At 40.3% G+C, this 22,339-nt stretch carries 19 protein-coding genes, 1 tRNA gene and 1 pseudogene; 9 read left to right on the top strand and 12 right to left on the bottom strand.

All coding sequences use genetic code 11. The features are described 5' to 3' along the window. The first annotated feature begins 28 nt into the window (after nt 1-28). Entirely contained in the window at nt 29-430 is a 402-nt protein-coding gene (locus tag HWQ23_RS30540; RefSeq protein ID WP_292837155.1) for a helix-turn-helix domain-containing protein, read from the top strand. 5 nt (nt 431-435) lie between these two features. On the opposite strand, the gene HWQ23_RS30535 is transcribed toward HWQ23_RS30540, so the two are convergent. The 3 genes and pseudogenes from HWQ23_RS30535 to uvrA form a co-directional block, all read right to left on the bottom strand. Further along, on the bottom strand, nt 436-654 hold the full coding sequence (locus HWQ23_RS30535) for a DUF4926 domain-containing protein (protein ID WP_292837153.1): 219 nt from the start codon (nt 652-654) through the stop codon (nt 436-438). 17 nt (nt 655-671) lie between these two features. Continuing rightward, nucleotides 672-1,010, bottom strand: a pseudogene (locus HWQ23_RS33525) (DUF6883 domain-containing protein). 78 nt (nt 1,011-1,088) lie between these two features. Then, nucleotides 1,089-3,977, bottom strand: coding sequence for an excinuclease ABC subunit UvrA (gene uvrA, locus HWQ23_RS30525; protein WP_292837149.1), 2,889 nt, complete (start codon nt 3,975-3,977; stop codon nt 1,089-1,091). A gap of 182 nt (nt 3,978-4,159) precedes the next feature. On the opposite strand from uvrA, the gene HWQ23_RS30520 reads away from it, so the two are divergent. Then, nucleotides 4,160-4,927, top strand: coding sequence for a Uma2 family endonuclease (locus tag HWQ23_RS30520; protein ID WP_292837147.1), 768 nt, complete (start codon nt 4,160-4,162; stop codon nt 4,925-4,927). Nucleotides 4,928-4,990: 63 nt separating this feature from the next. Further along, nucleotides 4,991-5,719 carry a Uma2 family endonuclease gene (locus tag HWQ23_RS30515; protein WP_292837145.1) on the top strand — a complete coding sequence of 243 codons (729 nt, stop codon included), beginning with the start codon at nt 4,991-4,993 and terminating at the stop codon, nt 5,717-5,719. On the opposite strand, the gene HWQ23_RS30510 is transcribed toward HWQ23_RS30515, so the two are convergent. From HWQ23_RS30510 to HWQ23_RS30495, 4 genes are all read right to left on the bottom strand, one after another. Then, the gene (locus tag HWQ23_RS30510) at nt 5,716-5,901 is read right to left on the bottom strand and encodes a hypothetical protein (RefSeq protein WP_292837143.1); all 186 of its coding nucleotides are present in this window, start codon (nt 5,899-5,901) and stop codon (nt 5,716-5,718) included. The genes HWQ23_RS30515 and HWQ23_RS30510 overlap by 4 nt on opposite strands. A 304-nt stretch (nt 5,902-6,205) precedes the next feature. After that, on the bottom strand, nt 6,206-7,261 hold the full coding sequence (locus HWQ23_RS30505) for a serine/threonine protein kinase (RefSeq protein WP_292837403.1): 1,056 nt from the start codon (nt 7,259-7,261) through the stop codon (nt 6,206-6,208). A 148-nt stretch (nt 7,262-7,409) separates the two neighbouring features. Beyond that, complete coding sequence (locus HWQ23_RS30500; protein ID WP_292837142.1) at nt 7,410-8,303, bottom strand: alpha/beta fold hydrolase; 894 nt, start codon at nt 8,301-8,303, stop codon at nt 7,410-7,412. Between the two features lie 138 nt (nt 8,304-8,441). After that, nucleotides 8,442-10,082, bottom strand: a complete 1,641-nt coding sequence (locus HWQ23_RS30495) for a purple acid phosphatase family protein (protein ID WP_292837140.1) — start codon at nt 10,080-10,082, stop codon at nt 8,442-8,444. Between the two features lie 937 nt (nt 10,083-11,019). Here HWQ23_RS30495 and HWQ23_RS30490 point away from each other — a divergent pair. From HWQ23_RS30490 to HWQ23_RS30470, 5 genes are all read left to right on the top strand, one after another. Beyond that, on the top strand, nt 11,020-14,052 hold the full coding sequence (locus tag HWQ23_RS30490; protein ID WP_292837138.1) for an Eco57I restriction-modification methylase domain-containing protein: 3,033 nt from the start codon (nt 11,020-11,022) through the stop codon (nt 14,050-14,052). Nucleotides 14,053-14,143: 91 nt separating this feature from the next. Further along, nucleotides 14,144-14,383, top strand: a complete 240-nt coding sequence (locus HWQ23_RS30485) for a hypothetical protein (protein WP_292837136.1) — start codon at nt 14,144-14,146, stop codon at nt 14,381-14,383. A 119-nt stretch (nt 14,384-14,502) separates the two neighbouring features. Then, nucleotides 14,503-14,817: a type II toxin-antitoxin system VapC family toxin gene (locus HWQ23_RS30480; RefSeq protein ID WP_365743311.1), complete on the top strand. Its 315-nt coding sequence runs from the start codon at nt 14,503-14,505 to the stop codon at nt 14,815-14,817. A gap of 42 nt (nt 14,818-14,859) precedes the next feature. Beyond that, nucleotides 14,860-15,231, top strand: a complete 372-nt coding sequence (locus tag HWQ23_RS30475; protein ID WP_292837134.1) for a four helix bundle protein — start codon at nt 14,860-14,862, stop codon at nt 15,229-15,231. 45 nt (nt 15,232-15,276) lie between these two features. Beyond that, on the top strand, nt 15,277-18,642 hold the full coding sequence (locus HWQ23_RS30470) for a helicase-related protein (protein WP_292837133.1): 3,366 nt from the start codon (nt 15,277-15,279) through the stop codon (nt 18,640-18,642). Between the two features lie 92 nt (nt 18,643-18,734). On the opposite strand, the gene HWQ23_RS30465 is transcribed toward HWQ23_RS30470, so the two are convergent. The 5 genes from HWQ23_RS30465 to HWQ23_RS30445 all read right to left on the bottom strand — a co-directional run bounded on the left by HWQ23_RS30465 (nt 18,735) and on the right by HWQ23_RS30445 (nt 21,423). Continuing rightward, a tRNA-Pro gene (locus tag HWQ23_RS30465) sits at nt 18,735-18,808 on the bottom strand. A 50-nt stretch (nt 18,809-18,858) separates the two neighbouring features. Then, on the bottom strand, nt 18,859-19,224 hold the full coding sequence (locus HWQ23_RS30460) for a DUF1818 family protein (protein ID WP_292837132.1): 366 nt from the start codon (nt 19,222-19,224) through the stop codon (nt 18,859-18,861). Nucleotides 19,225-19,280: 56 nt separating this feature from the next. Continuing rightward, complete coding sequence (locus tag HWQ23_RS30455; RefSeq protein WP_292837130.1) at nt 19,281-19,889, bottom strand: hypothetical protein; 609 nt, start codon at nt 19,887-19,889, stop codon at nt 19,281-19,283. 23 nt (nt 19,890-19,912) lie between these two features. After that, nucleotides 19,913-20,149 carry a DNA-directed RNA polymerase subunit omega gene (locus HWQ23_RS30450; RefSeq protein WP_229550577.1) on the bottom strand — a complete coding sequence of 79 codons (237 nt, stop codon included), beginning with the start codon at nt 20,147-20,149 and terminating at the stop codon, nt 19,913-19,915. A 140-nt stretch (nt 20,150-20,289) separates the two neighbouring features. Further along, nucleotides 20,290-21,423 carry an RNA-guided endonuclease InsQ/TnpB family protein gene (locus HWQ23_RS30445; RefSeq protein WP_365743237.1) on the bottom strand — a complete coding sequence of 378 codons (1,134 nt, stop codon included), beginning with the start codon at nt 21,421-21,423 and terminating at the stop codon, nt 20,290-20,292. A gap of 452 nt (nt 21,424-21,875) precedes the next feature. On the opposite strand from HWQ23_RS30445, the gene HWQ23_RS30440 reads away from it, so the two are divergent. Beyond that, entirely contained in the window at nt 21,876-22,295 is a 420-nt protein-coding gene (locus HWQ23_RS30440; protein WP_292837126.1) for a fasciclin domain-containing protein, read from the top strand. The last annotated feature ends 44 nt before the right edge of the window (nt 22,296-22,339 follow it).

The raw sequence follows: 22,339 nt of genomic DNA, 5'->3' as shown, positions 1-22,339 counted from the left end.
AATTGGGTATGACAAAGACTACTGGAAAATGACCTTTATTTTTAACTCAGACATTTACAGCCAATTGCTGTCTCACCATCAACCTCGGATTATCAAGACAGAAGAGGAAAACGAGAAGTTTTTAGAGACTGTTGAAGAACTGCTTTCTCGTTCTCATCTGACTCCTGAAGAAGATGCTTTGCTGGAATTATTAGTAAAACTGATTGAGGATTTTGAAGATAAGCACTATCAGCTTAATTCCTCAACACCTTTTTCAAGACTCTTGCATTTGATGGAAGCTAGGAGTTTGGAACAAGCTGATTTGGTAGAAATTCTGGGTTCGAGTGAGATTGTTACTAAAATCATGAATAGCGAACTAGAAATCACTAAAAAACAAGCTGAAGCTTTGGGTAAGTTTTTTCATGTTGAGCCAAGCTTGTTTATTTGTTGATTTTGTTAAACCAATAAAGTTTTACCACCAATTGATTGATGATATAAAGTCATTAGCTGCCTAGCATTTAAAGTTTCTACGGCATAAGCTTTTCCTGTTAAGTCGCTGAATTCTACTTCAAAAACTCCAGGTTCATATTCTTCTACAATCGTTCCTACTTGACCGCGATACAATCCCAATTCTGGTAAGTCTTCGGTTAGGGCAACCACATCTAATAATTTCATAGGTATTACCTCATTGCTTAGATTACATAACAGGTGACTAGGCGGAGGAAGCCTTCATTATTACGCACTATCCAAACGCTTTGAATAATTGCTTGTTTATCTGAACGATTCAGGGGAAAATCTATGATATATTTTTGACCGTATGGATTCCTTTTACCAGGGATAGCATCATAATTTTAATTTGCTACTGCTTGTAAAAGGATCGCTTGTAATTCTTCTGCATCATCTAAATTTAAGTCTAGTGCAGATTTAAATACACGGGCTTTGTGTTTTCCCTCTGGATGTTCTGGGTTGAGACAGTAACCCGCGATTTTATCTATTTCAACGATAGCGCATTCACGGTTAGGAAGTTTCATAATACGTTTGGTACACAACCTTCTCCGCTTTTTTCACCTGGATATGACCTGTATGCAATGTACCCTAATTGCAAAAGACTAAGATTTCACCGCCGGATACTGCTTTAAAACTTGCTTTAAATATTGCCCAGTATAAGACCTGGGATTTTTTGCAACTTCCTCCGGTGTACCCACAGCAATCAATTCTCCCCCTTTGTCGCCACCTTCTGGCCCCAAATCTATCACCCAATCAGAACAACGAATTACATCTAAGTTGTGTTCAATTACTAATATTGAATTGCCTTTATCTACCAATCGTTGCAACACATCTAACAATTTGTGAACATCGTAAAAAGATAACCCTGTTGTCGGTTCATCAATTAAATAAAGTGTCTTACCTGTGGCGCGTCGAGATAGTTCTGTTGCTAATTTTACCCGTTGTGCTTCACCACCAGATAAGGTTGTCGCAGGTTGTCCTAGTTGGACATAACCCAACCCAACATCAAATAAAGTTTGCAAACGCGCGATCGCTTTGGGAATATTCTGGAAAAAGTCCAAACTTTCTTCAACTGTCATTCTCAAAACATCAGAAATAGACTTATCTTTGTACTTCACTTGCAATGTTTCGCGGTTGTATCTTGCACCTTTACAAATTTCGCATTGCACGTAAACATCGGGGAGAAAGTTCATTTCAATAACATTCACACCCTGTCCGCTACAAGCTTCGCAACGTCCACCTTTAACGTTGAAGGAAAATTGTCCGGGTTTGTAACCCCTAGCTTTGGCTTCTACTGTTTGGGAAAATACATCTCGAATGGCATCGAAAATTCCTGTGTAAGTTGCAGGGTTAGAACGTGGTGTGCGTCCAATTGGGGATTGATCGATAACGATCGCTTTATCAATAGCATTTAATCCCTGAATTTTCTCTAAATGTCTGGGTAAGGGAACTTTCTTAGTTAAATGGTGTTGCAGAGATGGGTACAGTAATTCGTTAATCAGCGTAGATTTGCCAGAACCAGACACACCAGTGATGGAGACGAGTTTACCTAATGGAATGTCTACATCTATATTTTGTAAATTGTTGCGATGGGCATTTTTAATTCCCAAACTGCGCCCATTTCCTTCTCGGCGTTCTGCTGGAGTGGTAATTACTCGCCTTCCTGATAAATAAGCCCCCGTCAAGGAATCTTCTGCTGCTAATAACGCCTGAAAATCACCTTGGGCGACAATATTTCCGCCGTGAATTCCTGCACCAGGGCCAATATCAACTATGTAGTTAGCGGCACGAATTGTTTCTTCATCATGCTCAACGACAATTAATGTATTACCCAAATCGCGCAATTTAACTAAGGTTTTCAGCAACCTGCCATTATCTCGTTGATGCAAACCAATACTCGGTTCATCTAAAACGTAGAGAACTCCTGTTAACCCAGAACCAATTTGCGTTGCTAGACGAATTCGTTGAGCTTCGCCACCAGAAAGGGTCATCGCCGGACGGTCAAGGGTGAGATAATCTAAACCTACATCCAACAAAAATTGCAATCTTGCTTTGATTTCTCTGAGTACTAAATCAGCAATTTGCAACTGCCGATCGCTCAACTTGAATTGCTCAATTCTCTCCCGACAATCCCGAATCGATACCCCAGTCAATTCTAAAATTCCATATTGTCCCAGCTTTACTGCTAAGGCTTCCGGTTTTAACCGTTTTCCCTGACAAACTTCACACGGTTGATCAATTAAATACTGCTCTAATTTTTGCTTAACTAATTCAGAGCCACCCTCATATTGTCGTTGCAAAATGGGAATAGCACCTTTAAAACTCTGCTTCCTCTGTGCCTCTGCGGTTCGTTCATCTTTCTCTCCATACAAAACAATTTGCTGCTGTTCTTCTGTCAGCTTGCTCCAATTTGTCTGTAACTCAAACCCATAGCTCTGCCCTATACTATAGAGTAATTCCAAATAATAAGAATTATCTTTTTCTGACCAAGGCGCGATCGCAGCATAAAGTGGCGCTTCCGGGTCGGGTATGATCAAGTCTGGGGCAAATCTCCTTAAAGTCCCGATTCCATGACAGTGCGGACAAGCACCATAAGGCGAATTAAACGAGAACAATCGCGGCGATAGTTCGTCCATTACCGCCCCATGTTCTGGACAAGCAAAGTTTTCCGAAAATACTAATTCTTCTTCTTTTTCTTGTCCGTCGTCAGCAAGCAAACTCACAAGAATGGTCGCAATACCACCCGATAGTTTCAGACACGTAGACAGGGAATCAACCAAACGCTCTTGGATACCATCTTTTTTCACCAGGCGGTCAATTACGACTTCGATGGTGTGGGTAAAATTTTTATCCAATTCAATCGAATCTGAGAGTTCGCGTACCTCGCCATTGATCCGCACGCGGACAAAACCTTGGGATGCCAGACTTGACAAAAGCTTACGGTGTGTGCCTTTTTTACCCCGGACAACGGGTGCAAGAATTTGGAAGCGGGTGCGATCGCTTAATTCTATAATCCGATCGCACATCTCATCGATTGTCTGGGGTGCAATACAGCGATCGCATATCGGACAATGGGGTTCGCCAGCCCGCCCAAACAACAGCCGCAAATAGTCGTAAATCTCTGTCACCGTACCCACGGTGGAACGCGGGTTATGAGAGGTTGATTTTTGGTCAATGGAAATTGCGGGACTTAAGCCTTCAATCGCCTCCACATCCGGCTTATCCAACTGTCCTAAAAATTGCCGTGCGTAGGCGCTGAGGGATTCTACATAGCGACGTTGCCCTTCAGCGAAAATGGTATCAAATGCTAGGGAAGACTTACCAGAACCAGAAACGCCAGTGAATACGATTAGGCGATCGCGCGGCAATTCCAAGTCAATATTTTTCAGATTATGCTGCCTAGCACCCCGAATCCGAATCGTATTCTGGCTGTTGTGGCTGGGGTGCGGAAGATGTCCATTCAAGGATGCTGCTAGCTGTTTGTCTGACATATTGGGCGGCAAAGAAGGAGTTTCTGATGAAACAGTCCTTAATAATACTATCTTTAATCGGTTTATTGTAGAACAATAGTACTGTTTTAGTTAGTTATAATTCCAGATTCATGCCGCAGACATACTTAAGAGTCTGCTAATTTGGAAGCATCCCGATTAAATATCCTTCTGAGGGCGAAGCTATGGTATCGCAAATCCAACCGCCGACCCAGCCAGAGGTCATCTACCCAGATAGTGACGGACAACCAGTGGCGAATAATACTATACAGTTTGGCTGGATTGTAGAAATTAAGCAGAATATCGAGTGGCTATTTACTGAAAATCCAAATGTTTTTGTCGCCGGAGATTTATTTTGGTATCCAGTAGAGGGACGCAACAAAATTGTTAACGCCCCAGATGTGCTGGTGGTATTAGGTAGACCAAAAGGCGATCGCCTGTGCTACCAACAATGGAAAGAGGAGGGAATTGCACCACAAATTGTGTTTGAAATTCTCTCTCCGAGCAACACCCAAACTGAAATGGACAAGAAATTACTTTTCTATGACCGCTATGGCGTGGAAGAGTACTACATATACGATCCTGATCGGAATAATTTGCGTGGATGGTTGCGTAGTGAAGATGGGTTAGATGTCATCCCCCAAATGGAAGATTGGGTGAGTCCTCGGTTAAAAATTCGGTTTGCTCCATCACCAGAGGGTTTACAACTATATCGCCCTGATGGAGAACCGTTTTTAACTTATACAGAAATTTCTCGCAATGCCGAGCAAGAACGGCAACGGGCTGAACAAGAACGGCAACGGGCGGAACAAGAACGGCAACGGGCGGAACTTGCAGAACAAGCCAGAAGAGATGCCATACCCCGATTATTGCAAATGAATTTGAGCATCGAACAGATTGCACAAGCTTTGGGATTGTCAGTGGAAGAAGTGCAAACGCTTGCTCAGGAGTAACGCCGTGTGCAATTTTTTAATCGAACCATTAGAAATTGAAGTTGTACTTGAGATATTCTGATTATGCTAGCCAATGCAGCCACCTATCAAGTTACCTGGGAAAAGTTACCTGATGATTTTGTTTTAGACAACGAGCCAGTGGATAACATTAATCAACCACTCTTGGCTGCGGTTTTAACAGAAAGCTTGGAACTTGCTGGCAGATTACCCGCCGATGCTTTAACCATCACTAACTACGGGATTTGCGCCACCTTGAATAATCGATTTGTGGTCAAAGCACCAGATTGGGGATATGTATCATCTATTCGAGTCTCACGAGAAGAAGTGAAGCGTAGTTATACCCCACGACTGCAAGGTGAGATTCCGGTAATTGTGATGGAATTTCTCTCAGATACTGAGGGTGGAGAGTATTCGAGTAAACCGACCTATCCCCCAGGTAAATGGTTTTATTATGAGCAGATTTTACAAGTGCCAAACTATGCCATTTTTGAACCAGAGGGAGGAGTGTTAGAAGTTTATCGGCGAGATGATTTAGGACATTATGAACTGCAAACACCGGATGCAAATAATCGTCACTGGATTGCCGAAATGAACTTGTTTTTAGGCGTATGGGAGGGAAGCCGAGAAAACCGCACAGATTATTGGTTACGTTGGTGGGATGACAACGGCGAACTATTACTGTGGGGTTTGGAGTTAGCAGCAAAAGAACGGCAAGAGAAAAACGCTGCTCAAGAGCGTGCAGAGAGATTAGCCGCTCAGTTAAAAGCGCTGGGAGTGGAACCGGAGGTTTAACTCGGAACTTCGACCTTTTTACTCGACCATTGGTATTCGGAACTCGGAACTTTCACCTTTTTGCTCGACCATTGGTATTCGGAACTCGGAACTTCCACCTTTTTGCTCGACCATTGGTATTCGGAACTCGGAACTTTCACCTTTTTGCTCGACCATTGGTGTTCGGAACTCGGAACTTCCACCTTTTTGCTCGACTATTGGTGTTCGGAACTCGAAACACCGAGTTCATAACTTGAATTGCGTCTTTTCATTATCAAGCGATGTCTACGACGGACTACGCCTACGCCTTTTACTCTACATTTAAGCTTAGAATCACTTGAAAACCGTTGTAATCCTTAGCTGAATGCGGGCTAAGGGAACTCCAAGAAATAAATTACTACTACTTGTGGGGTGGGCATCTTACCCGCCCAGTTTATATGGCGGGCAAGATGCCCACCCCACAAGAAATAATTGAATATTTTTTTATTTGGAAGTCCCTAATTAATCTTAATGTCCAGTATTTTGTCGGCAAGCGTTTAAGTCAAAACTTTGGCATTCTGTAGCTTTCAGCAGTTGCCTGACTGCACCACCAGGCTGACAACTCATCAAAGTTGCCCCCAGCGTAGCCAGTGTAACAACAGTGGCTAGTCCCAGCGCTGTAACTCGTTTTCTAGGTTTGATTGTACTGACTAAAGTATCTATCCCAGTGGCGCTACCAACAACCTCAATTTGCTTAAGTGCTTCCAAAGCAAAAGATGCATTAGCATAGCGACGTTTCCGGCTGGGTTCTACCATTCTCATCAACCACAACCGAAAATTCAGACTGATGTGAGGAACTAATTTCTGGAAATTAAAGCGAAAGTTATCATCAATTAATTTCCCAATCTCAACAGAACGGGTATTAGTAAGTAAGCAAATCAGCGTTGCTCCTAAACTATATAAATCTGATGCCTCAGTCAGGGAATGACCAAACTGTTCTTCTGGTGGCATAAAACCTGGCGTTCCTGCTACAAAGCTGCTAAAAGCTATTTTTGCACCCTGTATCCTAGCCAAACCAAAATCAACCAGATAAGCATTTAGTTCTTGATCAACCAAAATATTCTCTGGCTTAATATCCCGATGAATAATTGGGCTAACTTGCTTTTGTAGGTAAACTAAAATTTCTAAGATTGACAGAGCAATTTGCTTAATTTCTTCAGGATGAAAGCTGCATCTTATACCCAAAGATGGCGCATTTTTATATTCCTGCACCAAATAAAAAACTCCTGGCATTTCAAACGAATCTACATAGCGAGGGATGCGGGAATGATTCAGTTGTTGCAAGATTTCAATTTCGCGCTGGTAGGCTTTCACACCTGACAAATCAGCACTCGCACGAGTAAAACAAAACTCTTTAATCACTACCTGTTGATTAGAGTTGAGGACATTAGCTAAGTAAGTAATGCGTCCCCCTTCTCGGTTGCGTCCTAGTTCGCCGATAATTTGATAGCCTTGTTGGGAAAAATCTGGATGGTGGCTTAAGGGAATTACCCTTTTATGTCCATTATGCACATCAAGCTCCATTATAAACTGCATACGAGTTTGATTCTGTCAAGGTGCAATTAAAAAATTAAGATCCACTCACCCAGATTGTTAGCCCCATTTTTACCCTAGCTGGGACAAGGCACATCGGCAGAAAGCGTCTTTGCGTTTGCGTCTTGGCGCGAAATAATCACCTTTGCGCTAGCCAATCAACAATCTGGGCATTGACAACATCTGGAACCTCATCGTGGGGACAATGACCGGCATTGGGAATGGGAACAATTTTGATTTCTTTGCCATTCTCACGCGCCTCTTCGTAAATCTTTGCCCCGGTAATTGGTGTCCAGGGATCATCAGCACCCCAAATTATTAACAGAGGACGTTCTACTTTTGGCAATAGTTCCTCTGGACTTGGGCCAGGAGGTGCTGTAAGAATGGAGGCGAAAACTTGTTGCGCTCCTGGGTCGCAAGAGGGAGTATAAAGTAAATCGACTAATTCATCGGTGACGGCTTCACGATCGCGGTAAACTTGGTAGAGGGTACGGCGAATTTGGGCTTTTTGGCGGATGCGGTTATAGACAAATTTACCTGTAATTGGCGATCGCACAAACCGATTAAAAGCTGCCATCGCAATCCGTAGCGGCGGGTTCAATTCGTGGGGACGATGACTCAAACCACCCGCAGAGTTAATTAAAATACCACCAGCAGCAATTTCTGGATGTTCTACCAGTACTATCAAGCTCAAAAGTGCGCCGATGGAGTTGCCAATAAATACAGCAGGTTCGTGTATATGTGCTGTGCAGAAATCTTTCAGCAGTTCCACCCAAACTTCCACACCGTAATCAATGGGCGCTTTATCAGAACCACCAAAACCTAAAAGGTCTATGGCAAATACCTGGTAGCCAGCATTAGCTAAAACTGGGATATTTTTGCGCCAGTGTCCAATGGAAGCACCAAAGCCGTGAACCAGTACCAGAGGGCGTCCTGTACCCATGACAGTATACTGAATTTTGTAGCCGTGCCAATTCCAAAAGAATTTTTCAAAGGCGTCTTGGGTTGCAAACTGCTGTGTAGTTACAGTCATTAATAAGATTTATAAAGTCTTTCTTCAGTATAGTAATGTTCTTCCTCGTTTTCCTCGTTCCCATACTCCGTATGGGAATGCATTAATTGAGTCTCTGACTCAATTCTGACTCAATATTAACGCCGTTCTACTTATTCCCTATTTCAACTTAAATTCATCAAACTTCAATACTTCCGAATCAGGCTTGCGGGTATCAAAACGATAACTACTTATCGTGCCCGTCGCCGTATCAAAGATACTGAAAACCGTAATATCATTACTCGCAATATAAGGCATCGGCTTTTGATCTTCACCCAGCAAGGGAGAAATTGTTGGCACTATCGGTTCTAAACCATTGGGATCACCAAGCTTAACATAATCCTCTTGATATCCAATTGGCACTTCTCGCTTTCTGTCACCCCAAGCAGCGCCGTAACTATTGCCCACATTAGATGTTTCCAGAAAGTGCATTCCACTGGAAGTAACAAAGCGGTTCCACAAATGGGAATGCCCATAAAATACCAATTGCACATTAGCTGCTTCTAGTATTGGGACAACATCGCGGATAATATAATCTGCATCTTTCGGGTACTCATAACGCACTGCTTTAATATTATTATCATCCCGTTCAATTATTTGAACTGGTTCTGTATAAGCAGGAACTATATTATCACCCAGAGTGTGGGGCGGATGATGAAACATCACAACTTTGTATTTTGCTTGTTTAAACTCAGGGCTGTTGAGTTCTGCCTCTAGCCAATTGTACTGCTTGCTGCCTTTAGCAATTGGCTCATAAATCAGCTGTCCATAACCCCAATCTTCAGGATTATTTAAATCCTTTTCTGCTTCTCGATATCTACCTATACGCTTTCCATCTAAGCTGGGAGTGCGCCACATATTCGTAGCGTACAGTACCACCAAACGCACATCACCAAAGCTGACTGCATAATACCTTTTTCCACCCTCTTTACTTTTTGGTAAAGAGAAAATCTCTTCGTAGGTATTAGTATTAAAAGAATTATCTATTAAAGATTTATCCCGATACATTTTTTGAGCAACGGCACGGGGAATTGTATCATCAAATTCATCATTTAAACTTCTCGTCCTGGCAAATCGCCCCATCACCTCATGATTGCCAATGCAAGTAAACATGGGTGCGTGTTGAATTATTTGTCCACCAGTGTAAATTGTCTTTATACCGTCGTGCGTCATTTCATATTTAGCACGACCTTGTAAACCGGGAAACAACGCACCACCACTATTATCATCAAACCATTCTGAGGCGCGATCGCTAACATTGACCAAATCACCAGCAAACCACACGCCATCAACTCGTCCAACCGTTTCTACCACCTTTTGCAGATTTGCAGATGTCATCGGCTTTAACTGATGGTCAGAGGTGAGTAAAATTTTTAATGGTGTATCCGGTTTTGGAGTAGCTGCGAGGCTAAAAACATCACTGTTAACACTCTCGCCGTCTTCTCGCAGACTCGTAATGCGATAGTTTACCCGCACACCAGGAGTTAACCCAGTCACCTCAGCTTCATGTCGCCAAATGTCGCGCTGGACGGGTTCTTGATAAACTTGGCCGTCTTTGGTTTGGTTTGCAACTCTTGAGTGTTGGTCTTCACGCGTGCGACTGAGTTTGGTAATATTTGCCTTAGCAGTTTGTTTGAGATTTTCGCCGTAGGTTACTGTATGATTAACACCAGGAAACTCAGTAAACCAAACTACTCGCACTGAGGTTTCAGTTGGCAGTTGCAAAAATGGGTCGGTGAGTAGTTGGGGTGCTGATGTCATAATTGTTTGCTCAAATGAACGCACACTTACCAGAGTAAAGCATATAACAAGCACAAGCATAGCCACTGAGAAAATTTTACGGCTGCTTAAGCGTTTGAGCATGAGTAACATACCAAATTTTGTCGGGTGTCCGTGACTTAAGGCAATTTTATTATTACTCCCTTCCCGCTACAAGCTTACCTTCCTCCTTTTAAGAAGATGTTTGAAAAGTCCTCTTATCGGTAGCAAAAAGTTCTCGATCCCCCTAAATCCCCCGATAAATTGGGGGACTTTGATTCCGGTTCCCCCTTTTGAAGGGGGGTTAGGGGGGATCAATGAGTGCCTAAAACTACAGCCAACCACTTTTTAAACAACCTCTAAGATAGGACTTACGCAAAATATCTCTCAAACACTGATTTCTCTGTGTCCTCTGCGTCTCTGTGGTAGCCTGCGGCAAGCCGCTTCTCTTCGAGAGGCTTCGCCAATGCGTCTACGTTATTCCGTATACTTGTGCGTAAGTCCTATAAGAAACAAGCTTTAAATCTTACTCCCCTTCCCTTGTAGGGAAGGGGCTGGGGGTTAGGTCTGTATTTGACTCAACCCAGAAGCGCTATAGTTTCAGCATTACGCTTCATCTGTAGGATTCTCCAGTTTTCGTAAAGTTTTAGACCATATTTTTATTAGTCCAGTAATTACACTGGACAAAAGATCACATAAGTCAATTAAATTTAATTTGTATCTTTGTTTAAAGATACTACTTCTATAAATATCTCATTACAGATTAATTGTTTTTAATTTAGAGGTATAGAACAATTTAAACGCAGCAGATTTTTATCTGACTAGCGGCAATTTTTCTTACTTTCAAAACTTTGTAAATACTGTGATGTGTAAGCTTCATGGTCAAAGTTTACTGTGCGGTTTTTGCTAAAAATATAAAAATAGTAAAAGTTTTATATCTATGTCTGTATTACAAGTGCAAGAGTCTGTCTTGAATTCACTCCAAAATCTTAAAAGTCTTGATGCACTCAAAAGATTATTTTGGAGTAAATTGAACTATGAACGAGTGAATAAAGAACTTTCTCATCGAAAATTGACTGATGCAGTTACTAACCAACTTGTAGATGCTCCCTTATTATTGGCCTCTGGTGGTGCTAATAATACTTTTCACATTATTTATGCACATTTGCAATCAGAAGAGTTGTCAAGACAAAGTGAAAGAACAGTTGTCGATGCTCTTTTGAAAGAACATCCTTATGCACTATTTGTCTTTTCTAATAAATTGCGATCGCAGTGGCACTTTATTAATGTCAAATATGATAACAACGTTGAAAAACGCAAGCTATTTCGCCGCATTACCGTTGGAGAAGGCGAACAATTACGCACAGCCACAGAAAGAATTAGTCTGTTAGATTTAGAAAAATATTCTCATGCTTCAGTCTTAGAAATTCAGACACTTCATGATGAAGCATTCGATGTTGAAGCTGTCACCCAAGAATTTTTTAGAGAATATCGGAAAACTTTTGAAAAAGTTGAAGAATTAATTGACTGGAACACAGAGAAGGAACGTAAACGGTTATTCACCCAAAAGTTATTTAACCGTCTAATGTTTATTGGATTCATCCAGAAAAAAGGTTGGCTAAAATTCCAAGGAAGTATAGATTATCTATCAGCTTTGTGGGAAGCTTATCTAAAAGATGATAGTACATCAAATAAGAACTTTTATAAAGATCGACTTTCTCACCTTTTCTTTTTAGGATTGAATAATCCCCAACAATATGATATAGCAAATATTAATAATGGTGGGTTACTTAAAGACCTGATTGGTCATGTACCCTACCTCAACGGTGGTTTATTTGAACAAGATGAAGATGACAACGACCAGCAAATTATAGTTTCAGATGAATGTATAGACAGTATAATTCATAATCTATTTCAACGTTTTGCTTTTACCGTTACTGAAAGTACGCCGCTAGATGTAGAGGTAGCGGTTGACCCAGAAATGCTGGGTAAGGTCTTCGAGGAACTCGTAACAGGGAGGCATGAATCTGGCAGTTATTATACTCCTAAACCGATAGTTTCGTTTATGTGTCGTGAGGCTTTGAAAGGGTATCTCAAAACCCAGGTATTAGGAGAAGCAAGCGATAGTATATCAGAATTTGTTGATGAACATCATCCAGATAAGATTAAGAATTCAGAAGCGATTCTAGAAGCATTGCGCCGCGTCAAGTGTTGCGATTTAGCTGCTGGAAGTGGTGCTTATATACTGGGAATGCTTCATGAATTATTAGATTTGCGTCAATGTTTATTTGCTAACAAAGGTCTAGATTCTAATACTGTCTATCAGCGGAAGTTAGATATTATTGAAAATAATCTTTACGGTGTAGATATTGACATTTTTGCAGTCAACATTGCTCGGTTAAGGTTGTGGCTATCGCTGGCTGTAGAGTATGAGGGGGATAATCCGCCACCACTACCAAACCTAAAATATAAAATTGAAGTTGGAGATAGTTTGATTGCTCCAAGTCCTGCAACTACAGGAGTAATTAGACATGAGTTTATCAACCAATTTTGTCAGAAAAAAGCTGAATATATGCGGACTCATGAAGGGGGTAAGAAGCAGAAGCTAGAGCAACAAATTAATGATTTAAAAACTCAAATTGCATTAATTACTCATGGTAGCACTCAGGTCGCAGGATTTGATTGGGCTGTAGAGTTTGCAGAGGTATTTGCAGATGGTGGTTTTGATATTCAGGTAGCGAATCCGCCTTATGTGAGGCAAGAATTAATTAAGCACTTAAAGCCGACACTACAAAAAGTTTATCCGGCTGTTTATACTGGGACGGCTGATTTATATTGTTTCTTTTATGCCCGTGCTTTGCAACTTTTAAAATCAGGTGGGATGTTAGCCTTTATTTCTCCTAACAAGTGGTTTCGCGCTAAGTATGGGGATAAGCTAAAAAAGCATATTGCTGAAACTTGTCATATTCACAGTATTACAGACTTTGGAGATTTACCTGTTTTCAAGAGTGCAACTACATACCCAATGATTTTTATAGCTAAAAATAATAAATCAGCTAGAAGTTTAACTACTTTTACTCAGGTTAAATCTTTAGAATCTCCTTATCCTGATGTTTCAGCAATAATTAGGGAAAAAGGACAACAATTACAGCCTACATATCTAAATGGTTCAAATTGGACTTTAACTGATACCTCTTCTGCTAACCGACTTAAAAAGATGGAAGAAGCAGGTATTCCATTGGGTGAATATATCAAAGGTAAAATTTCTAGAGGTGTACTCACTGGTTTTAATAAAGCATTCGTTATTGACGGTAAAAAACGAGCAGAATTAATTTATGAAGACTCCAAAAATGCTGAAATAATTAAACCTTTAGTAGAAGGAAAAGATATTCGTAAATGGTGTATTGACTATCAAGATAGATGGTTAATTTTTACAAGGCGCGGCATTAATATAGATGTCTATCCCGCTATAAAAGCACATTTGAGTAATTGGCGTGCCCAATTAGAAGCAAAACCTCAAAATTATCCTTCAAATCAAAATTGGCTAGGTCGTAAATCTGGTTCATATAAATGGTATGAAATTCAAGATAATGTTGCGTATTATTTAGAATTTGATAAACCCAAAATTCTTTATCAAGAAATTTCTACATATCAATCATTTACTTTAGATTATACTGGTAAATATGTTAACAATAAAGTTTTTATAATTCCAACAGATAATTTATATCTATTCGGAGTATTTAACTCTTGCTTGGTATGGGAATTTTTACAAAATACCTGTTCCAAATTATCAGGTGGCGCTTTGGCGATGCAAACTCCTTATGTAACTAAAATACCCATTCCCAACGCTTCCACTACAGAACGAGAAGCAATATCCCAACTAGTCCAAAAATGCCTAGATGCAAAAGGCGTTAACTGTGAAATATGGGAGAAAGAAATAGATGAACGAGTCGCCGCCCTGTATGGCTTGTAGGACAATAGACTAGAATTAAACTCAATAGGGTTAACCCTAACAATTGCAGATAGTTACGAAGATGTCCTAACTGTATAAGGTTAAAAAAATCATGCAAGCAGCTTTACGTATCACAACTAAAGTTTTACCAGGAAACAAAATAGAAATAGAACTTCCAGAAGCCGAGATTGGTGACACCGTTGATGTATTTGTGATTTTGCCAGAAAAGCCTAAAGTAAAACGGCGTTCTGCAATAGAAATTATAGAAGAAGTTCACGCTAAATGCACACCAAAAAGTGCTGAAGAAATAGATAGACAGCTGCAAGAGGAACGTAATTCATGGGACAGCTAATACTTCCCTCTTCTGGCGTTATCTATATAGACACACCAGTAGTAATTTATAGCGTAGAGTGGAACCCTGATTATTATTCACTGCTGCAACCACTATAATTAAAGTTTCAGACAGGCGAAATTCAAATTATTAGTAGTGAACTCATATTGATGGAAGCTTTAGTTCTTCCTTTGAGAAACAATGATACTTTTTTACTCAATGCTTACGAAGAACTGCTGTTATCGGAAAATATGCAACTACTTCCTATCAGCCAACCTGTGCTAAGACAAGCTGCAAGTCTCCGGGCTACTACCAACCTGAAAACACCCGATGCTATTCATGCAGCTACAGCCTTATCTGTTAATTGCAACCAGTTTATAACTAACGATAAAGGCTTTCGTAATGTCCCAGGCTTACCAGTTATTATCCTCAGCGAAATCTTAAATAATTCATAGTTCATAATTCATAATTCATAATTTAAGGGTGTGAGTGTGAGTGTGAGTAATAATAACTTTGTTTCAATTGATGAAAGAACGAAAAAATTTGCAATTAGGATTATTAAAGCTTCTTGCTTTCTCGACGAGAAACCTGGGGTTTGCCGGACTTTAAGTAAACAATTGTTAAGGAGTGGAACTTCGGTAGGTGCTAATGTTCGAGAAGCTCAAAGTGCTGAATCTAATGCTGATTTTATTCATAAGTTACAGATTAGCTTAAAAGAGTGTAGAGAAACTCAATATTGGCTAGAAATATTAATGGAATCAGAAATGGTACATCCAACAAAATTTAACCCCTTACTACAAGAAGCTAATGAAATCGGCAAAATACTAGTCGTTTCCATCAATAAGCTAAAGCAAAAACCCAAATCATAAATCATAAATTATGAATTATGAATTATAAATTATGAATTATGAATTATGCATGATATTATAGATAACCGCAATCAAAAATTAGTAGACCAAATCAACTGCATTCTCGACTCATCAACAGCAGCCCATTTTGCGGTAGGTTACTTTTTCCTTTCTGGCTTCACCGCCATTGCACAACGCCTCACGAATATTAAAGAACTACGCCTACTAATTGGGAACACCAGCAACCGCGAAACCGTCGAACAAATCGCCCAAGGATATCGGCGACTAGAATTAATTGCAGATAAACTTGAAGCTCAAAAATATCCCAAACGCAGTGAAGAAAAACGGATGGCTAACGATACAGCAGCCAATATCCGTTCTAGTATAGAACTAATGGATCAAACAGATGAAGCTGAAACACTGGTAAAAAATCTCGTGCAGATGATTGAAGAAAAACGGCTTCATGTTCGAGTTTACACCAAGGGAACTTTACACGCCAAAGCCTATATTTTTGACTACGGTACTATCTATGATGGCAAAGGTAGAGCCTTAAAACGTACAGAAAAAGGTATTGCTATTGTTGGCTCATCTAATCTTACCCTTTCCGGTATCACCCATAATACTGAACTCAATGTCATAATTCACGGAAACGATAATCATACAGAATTAACCAACTGGTTTGAAGAATTATGGAACGAAGCGGAAGATTTTAATGAAGCTTTGATGCGCGAAATGAAACAATCTTGGGCGGGTTCTCCAGTGCGTCCCTATGATGTTTACATGAAAACTCTCTATAGTCTAATAAAAGATAGATTAGAAGATACCACTCCAAAAGACTTGATTTTAGAAGACGAAATTACTAAACAATTAGCAGATTTTCAAAAAGTTGCTGTTAATAATGCTATTCAAAATATCCGAGATTATGGTGGCGCTTTCGTTTCTGATGTAGTCGGACTAGGTAAAAGCTTTATTGGGGCTGCAATTGTCAAACGTTTTGAACAAACAGAACGCGCCCGTCCTTTAATTATTTGTCCTGCACCACTGCTAGAAATGTGGGAACGTTACAACGAAGTTTATCAACTAAATGCTCGTGTTCTTTCAATGGGAATGCTGAAAGAAGATGATGAAAGCGGTTTCAAAGTTTTATTAGATGATTTCAAATATAAAGATAGAGATTTTGTATTAATTGACGAAAGCCATAATCTCCGAAATCACACTACTCAAAGATATAAAATAGTAGAAACCTTTTTAGCCACAGGTAAACGTTGTTGCTTATTAACAGCAACTCCCCGGAACAAAAGCGCTTGGGATATCTACTACCAACTAAAACTATTTCATCAAGATGACAAAACAGATTTACCGATAGACCCTCCCGACTTAAAGCAATACTTCCAGTTAGTGGAAAAGGGCGAAAAGAAATTACCAGAGTTACTATCTCATATCCTGATTCGTCGTACCCGCAACCATATCTTACGTTTTTACGGCTTTGATGCCCAAACCCATCAAACAGTAGACCCCGCTAACTTCCGAGAATACCTTGACGGAACCCGACGCGCTTACGTGATTGTCGGTGGTAAACATCGATTTTTCCCCAAGCGAGAACTAGAAACTATTGAATACAGCATCGAGGACACGTACCAAGGGCTTTATCAAGAATTACGCCAATATTTAGGCATATCTCGCAAGCGTCAACTGGCTAAACCACTAGTCAACGAACTTAGCTATGCTCGTTATGGGTTATGGAATTATGTTTTAAAAGACAAACAAAAACAAGAGCCTTATAATACTTTACAACGCGCTGGCGCTAACCTGCGAGGACTAATGCGGGTGCTATTATTTAAGCGCTTTGAGTCGAGTGTTTATGCTTTTCAAGAAACTATTCAAAAATTATTGATAGTCCATGAAAGGTTCCTAAATGGACTATCTCAAGGATTTATTCCCGCAGGAGACGAAGCGCAAATCTTGCTATCAGTAGATTATAACCAAGCTGAAGAACAAGATTTGATAGATGTATTACGTCGGGTGTCTGGTAAATATGACTTGGCGGATTTTAATGGAGATAAATTACAACAGCATATTGAGCATGATATTAACATACTCAAAAAAATTCAGGCGTTAGTTGAACCAATTGCACCTGATAAAGATGCCAAATTACAAACTCTGATAAATTGGTTAGATAAACCTATACTCAAAGATAAAAAACGGCTGATTTTTACCCAATACGCTGATACTGCTAAATATCTGCATGAAAATTTAAACCCACAAGGTAAACAAGATGATATTGATGTTATTTATAGCGGAAGTAATAAGAATAAAACTCGTGTAGTTGGCAGATTTGCACCGAAAGCCAATAAAGAATATAAATTTAAGCCAGGTGAGTCTGAAATAAATACGCTCATTGCTACCGATGTATTAGCAGAAGGTTTAAACCTCCAAGATGGCGACCTCATCATAAATTATGATTTGCATTGGAACCCAGTAAAACTAATTCAACGTTTTGGTCGCATTGACAGAATTGGTAGCGATAAAGATGTAATTTATGGATACAATTTTTTACCTGAATTAGGTATTGAACGTAATTTAGGCTTGAAGCAAAAGCTCAAAAACAGAATTCAAGAGATTCATGACTCTATCGGTGAAGATGCTGCAATTCTTGACCTCACGGAACAATTAAATGAAGAAGCTATGTATGCCATTTATGAGCAACAGGGGAAACAGTTAAGTCTTTTTGATATGGAAGGTGAAGAGGATTTTTTGGATTTAAATGAAGCTGAAGAAATTCTCAGAAAATTACAGAAAGAAGGCCCAAATGAATTTGAGCGGATTGCTAATTTACCGCATGGTATTCGTACAGCTAAATTCTCTATGCAGCAGAAGGGGACATACGTTTTTTGTGAAGCTTCAGACCCCAATCGACCTGAAATCAAAGGCTATCAGCAGTTGTTTTTATTAGACGATGAGGGAAATATAGTTTCTAGGGATATCCCCCGCATTCTGGGTGCAATTAAAGCTGATTCTACTACTCCCAGCTTAACAGTTCGCAAACAGCATAACTCTGCTGTGATGCGTGTCAAATGTCAATTTGCAGAAGAAGTGAAGCATCGCCAAGCAGAACGGGAATTTAACCAGCGTTTGACTCAGGGACAACGGTATATTCTCCGTGAACTGAGAATATTTTTTAAATTAATTACAGACGAAGAAGTAAAGGGTCAAGTTAATATTCTAGAAAAAGCGTTTCGCAGTTCTATGATTCAAGTAATCAACCGAGAGTTAAATATACTGCGGCGTAATGGTTTCATCGGTCAGGAATTATTTAATCAATTGGTGCAAATTTACCGTCAACATAATATGCACGAATGGCTAAATAATAATAGTTTGCCTACGCTGTCTGTGCCAATTCCAATTATTATTTGTAGTGAAGCTTTGGAATGATTTTATGCTAAGGATTTGGTATCCTCTGGCAGACATCATTGAAAAACCTGCTAATCATTTTAAAAAGGCTAGCAGGCATGGCTTATCATCAATCGGAGCGGCGGGATTCGAACCCACGACCTCCACTACCCCAAAGTGGCGCGCTACCAAGCTGCGCTACGCCCCGGTCAGAATTATTATCATACAGCAAAACTTTAGGATAATCAAGAGGCAAGCTTAAAAAACCTTGAGCATCCCAGTAGCTTGCAGTAAATCTGGAACAGCTGAAGCATCCCATTTACCTTCTACACATCGCCCTGTATTCAAGATGAAGCGCAGACTGTAAGCATGAGAATAGCCTTCTACCTCCATCCATAATAAATCGCTTTCGGCTTCACAAGCAATTTTTTCCTCTTCCATCAATTCAGTTGCGAGTTGCTTAATGGTGTCTGCTAACTGTGCTAGTAGACGGCAAAAATCATTCAACTCGGCTTCGGTTAACTCAATTGCCCAATCATCTGTACCCACTAAACCTTTAAATTCAGGTGCGTCGGGGTTCCAGCCAATACGCCAACCAAATCCGCTTTTGACAACGCGTTCCATAAAAAGTTAGGAGTTAACAGTTAGGAGTTATTGATTTACAACTGATAACTCTCTCGTTACCTCAGTAGTTCGGCACCTCCTCGTTGGGGTGGCTGTGGGGGAGTGGATGTATTAGGGCTGGGTGTGGTGTTGGGGCTAGGGGGTGGGGTATTTTGGGAAGTGGGATTAAATATGTTGACTAAGACTTCCACTAGGGCATCTCGTTGGCTGCGGGTGAGACGGGTGATGGCTTTGCGATCGCCTTCTATCGGATTTTCCCGCAATGAATCATTCCCTGGATAGCTAGTATCATACATAATTTCATTCGCACCCAGGTAATCAGCTAAAGTCAGCTTCCAATCCAAACGATAAATTGGGGCCCGCCCTTTGGTATAAATGTGATATCTAATCAGGCGATTTATCAAGGTGTTGTTTTCGGCAACTTTCCCATTTTCTTTGCTGATATACTTATTTTCCCGTGGTAAATCTGGCAATTGTTGATATACTTGCTGCCAAACATCGCTAGGAGTGATTCTCTGAGCGATCGCAGCTTGGATGCTAAATAAATTTCTATCTATTGATTTACCCGCCCCTGAACCCAAAACAATTACACCCACTACCATTAAGGCAGTGAGTGTCTGCCAGGGCTTGAGTAGGGGTTGAATGAACGATAAATGTTTGCTCATCCTACCTTCTCTAAAGCCTTTTTTTATAATTCACCGATTATTTCTGGCTGAGTCAACTCATCGGACATTTCGATAATTGCCCTTAGCACTGGCTTCATCATCACATCTTCGTTACTTTCAAAGTCTTCATAACGCCGACGTTTAGCACGATTTGCCACCTGAACCGTAATGCGGTAACGATTTGAGGCTGCACTAATCAGATCCTCAGCACGGTGCATAATCTGAGACTGAGTTGTCTCGAACTTAGAACGCTTTAGCATAATCAGTGGTTCTTGGGGTCATTCCCCAGTGTAACAGTACTGTTGACACTCCCCATCTTAGGAGTACCTTGAAGATGGGGATTCTACATTCACTCTAGTTACTTGCTCTACCAGGGTTCCCCCAAGTAGAGTAGAGGTCGCTAGTCCTGTAGCGTTACTTCCGGTCTGCCCGACCGTAGTTTTTTACCAATATTCAGAATGTTAATGCTTGCATTATGATCTCTGTGCAAAACACAGCCACATTTACAAACATGAGTGCGGACTGACAAAGATTTTTTAACAATCACACCACAACTACTGCATTTTTGGCTTGTATATTGTGGAGAAACAGCAACTACAACAGTTCCAAACTTAGTCGCAAAATACTCTATCCATTGACGAAATAGAGTCCAACCCACATCATTAATGGACTTTGCAAGACAGTGATTTTTTACCAGACCTTTCACATTTAAATCTTCATAAGCTACGAAGGCATTAGCCTTGCATACGCAGCGTCCCAGTCTCTTGGAATGCTCATTACGTTGCCTACTTACTCTTAAATGCTTCCTTTGATATCTCGCTCTTGCTTTGCGTCGTTGATTTTTTCCTTTCTCCTTTTTGTAAATTTGACGCCCGGCGTGTTTAACTGACTTTTCAGCTTTTCTCAAAAACCTTGGATTGGGTTGGTGGTGTCCGTTGGAATCAGAGTAAAAATGCTCTAAGCCCACATCTATACCAATCTCGCCATCACCTGTTCTTGGCTCTAAACTAACTTCTATATCCAAGCAGAATTGGATGTAAAAGCCATCTGCACGTTTAACAATTCTGACTCGCTTAATGGACTTAATTGGATATGTGTGAATATCCCACTTACCCAACAACTTGAGTTCACCAATACCTTTTTTATCAGTAAATGTGATTCGTCTTTTAGTTGGATGTATTGACCATCCACAGGTCTTATACTCAACCGAACGGTTATCATGTTGGAACTTGGGATAACCCTTTTTGCCTGATCTTCCTTTTTTGCAATTGTCGTAAAATCTTGATATTGCTGTCCACGCCCTTTCAGTTGCAGACTGACAAGCCATTGAATTTAATTCTTCGGCAAATACAAACTCTTTACGCAGTGCTGTAGAGTAATTGTTTAAGGCTATTTTATTAATTTTGGACTTCAGGAGTGCATCCATCCAATAGCGGATAGCCTTATTCCTGATGAATTGAGTAGTCCGAATAGCTTCCTCAATAGCAATGGTCTGTTTTTTATTGACTACTGCTTTGTACTCTAATACTAACACTGCTTTACCACCTCCTTACTTGTTTTGTTATACTCTAACTATAGAGTATTATTTGGAGTATAACAAGTGGCTAGACAAAGAAAAATGCAGTTTAATGTGACTGAAGAGGAGTATCAAATTATCAAGGAATACTCGGAGAAAAAACAACTATCTATGGCTGAAATCCTTAGAGATTATATTAAAACCCTTACGTTGCCGAACAGAAAATAGCTCCACGACTCATACATCTGTTCTCTGTCTTACCTGCGGTAAAAATTGATTACAGATGTAATCCTCAATCGTAACCTGCAATCCCCACCGTATAGACGGATGGGGTATTACGGTGTTCTGATAAATCTGCTGCTGTGTGTTTAATCGCTAGTAACCTCTCTGTTGATAGAGGTTGAGAGTGTTTTAGTCACTTTATAAGTTAAGTTACTTATAATATTACCTGACTAAAGTCACACACCCTTATGGCTGACCTTGTAGAAACTGCTATCAACGCCGGAAACTTCAATACCCTAGTGAAGGCTGCTGAAGCTGTAAATCTCATCGAAATTCTAAAGAGTCCTGGTTCTTTCACACTATTTGCACCAACTGACGAAGCCTTTGCCAATCTGCCAGAGGGAACTTTAGATTCGCTACTACAAGATATCCCCAAACTCAAGAAAATTGTAGCCTATCATATCGCTAGTGGGGATGTTCGCTCTGACGACTTGGTACAGATTAATGAGGCAGAGACAATTGAGGGGTCAATTGTAGCGATTGAATCTGCTGACGGTAAATTTAAGGTGAATAACGCCAATGTCGTCAAAACAGATATTCTGGCAGACAATGGCGTAATCCATATTATTGATGCGGTGTTGATGCCTGCGATCGTGGCAGGAAGTTAAGGGCATTGGGCATTGGGCATTGGGCATTCGTTATTACTCCCCTG

This window comes from Nostoc sp. JL33, from assembly GCF_017114985.1.
In the GTDB taxonomy this organism is placed as follows: Bacteria; Cyanobacteriota; Cyanobacteriia; order Cyanobacteriales; family Nostocaceae; genus Nostoc.
This window is presented reverse-complemented; position numbering and strand designations above follow the sequence as displayed.

Bases quoted from the DNA above. Each gene is read 5' to 3' on its own strand.
- HWQ23_RS30540 (WP_292837155.1), top strand. From the start codon at position 29: ATGACCTTTATTTTTAACTCAGACATTTACAGCCAATTGCTGTCTCAC.
- HWQ23_RS30535 (WP_292837153.1), bottom strand. From the start codon at position 654: ATGAAATTATTAGATGTGGTTGCCCTAACCGAAGACTTACCAGAATTG.
- uvrA (WP_292837149.1), bottom strand. From the start codon at position 3,977: ATGTCAGACAAACAGCTAGCAGCATCCTTGAATGGACATCTTCCGCAC.
- HWQ23_RS30520 (WP_292837147.1), top strand. From the start codon at position 4,160: ATGGTATCGCAAATCCAACCGCCGACCCAGCCAGAGGTCATCTACCCA.
- HWQ23_RS30515 (WP_292837145.1), top strand. From the start codon at position 4,991: ATGCTAGCCAATGCAGCCACCTATCAAGTTACCTGGGAAAAGTTACCT.
- HWQ23_RS30505 (WP_292837403.1), bottom strand. From the start codon at position 7,261: ATGGAGCTTGATGTGCATAATGGACATAAAAGGGTAATTCCCTTAAGC.
- HWQ23_RS30500 (WP_292837142.1), bottom strand. From the start codon at position 8,303: ATGACTGTAACTACACAGCAGTTTGCAACCCAAGACGCCTTTGAAAAA.
- HWQ23_RS30495 (WP_292837140.1), bottom strand. From the start codon at position 10,082: ATGACATCAGCACCCCAACTACTCACCGACCCATTTTTGCAACTGCCA.
- HWQ23_RS30490 (WP_292837138.1), top strand. From the start codon at position 11,020: ATGTCTGTATTACAAGTGCAAGAGTCTGTCTTGAATTCACTCCAAAAT.
- HWQ23_RS30485 (WP_292837136.1), top strand. From the start codon at position 14,144: ATGCAAGCAGCTTTACGTATCACAACTAAAGTTTTACCAGGAAACAAA.
- HWQ23_RS30470 (WP_292837133.1), top strand. From the start codon at position 15,277: ATGCATGATATTATAGATAACCGCAATCAAAAATTAGTAGACCAAATC.
- HWQ23_RS30460 (WP_292837132.1), bottom strand. From the start codon at position 19,224: ATGGAACGCGTTGTCAAAAGCGGATTTGGTTGGCGTATTGGCTGGAAC.
- HWQ23_RS30455 (WP_292837130.1), bottom strand. From the start codon at position 19,889: ATGAGCAAACATTTATCGTTCATTCAACCCCTACTCAAGCCCTGGCAG.
- HWQ23_RS30450 (WP_229550577.1), bottom strand. From the start codon at position 20,149: ATGCTAAAGCGTTCTAAGTTCGAGACAACTCAGTCTCAGATTATGCAC.
- HWQ23_RS30440 (WP_292837126.1), top strand. From the start codon at position 21,876: ATGGCTGACCTTGTAGAAACTGCTATCAACGCCGGAAACTTCAATACC.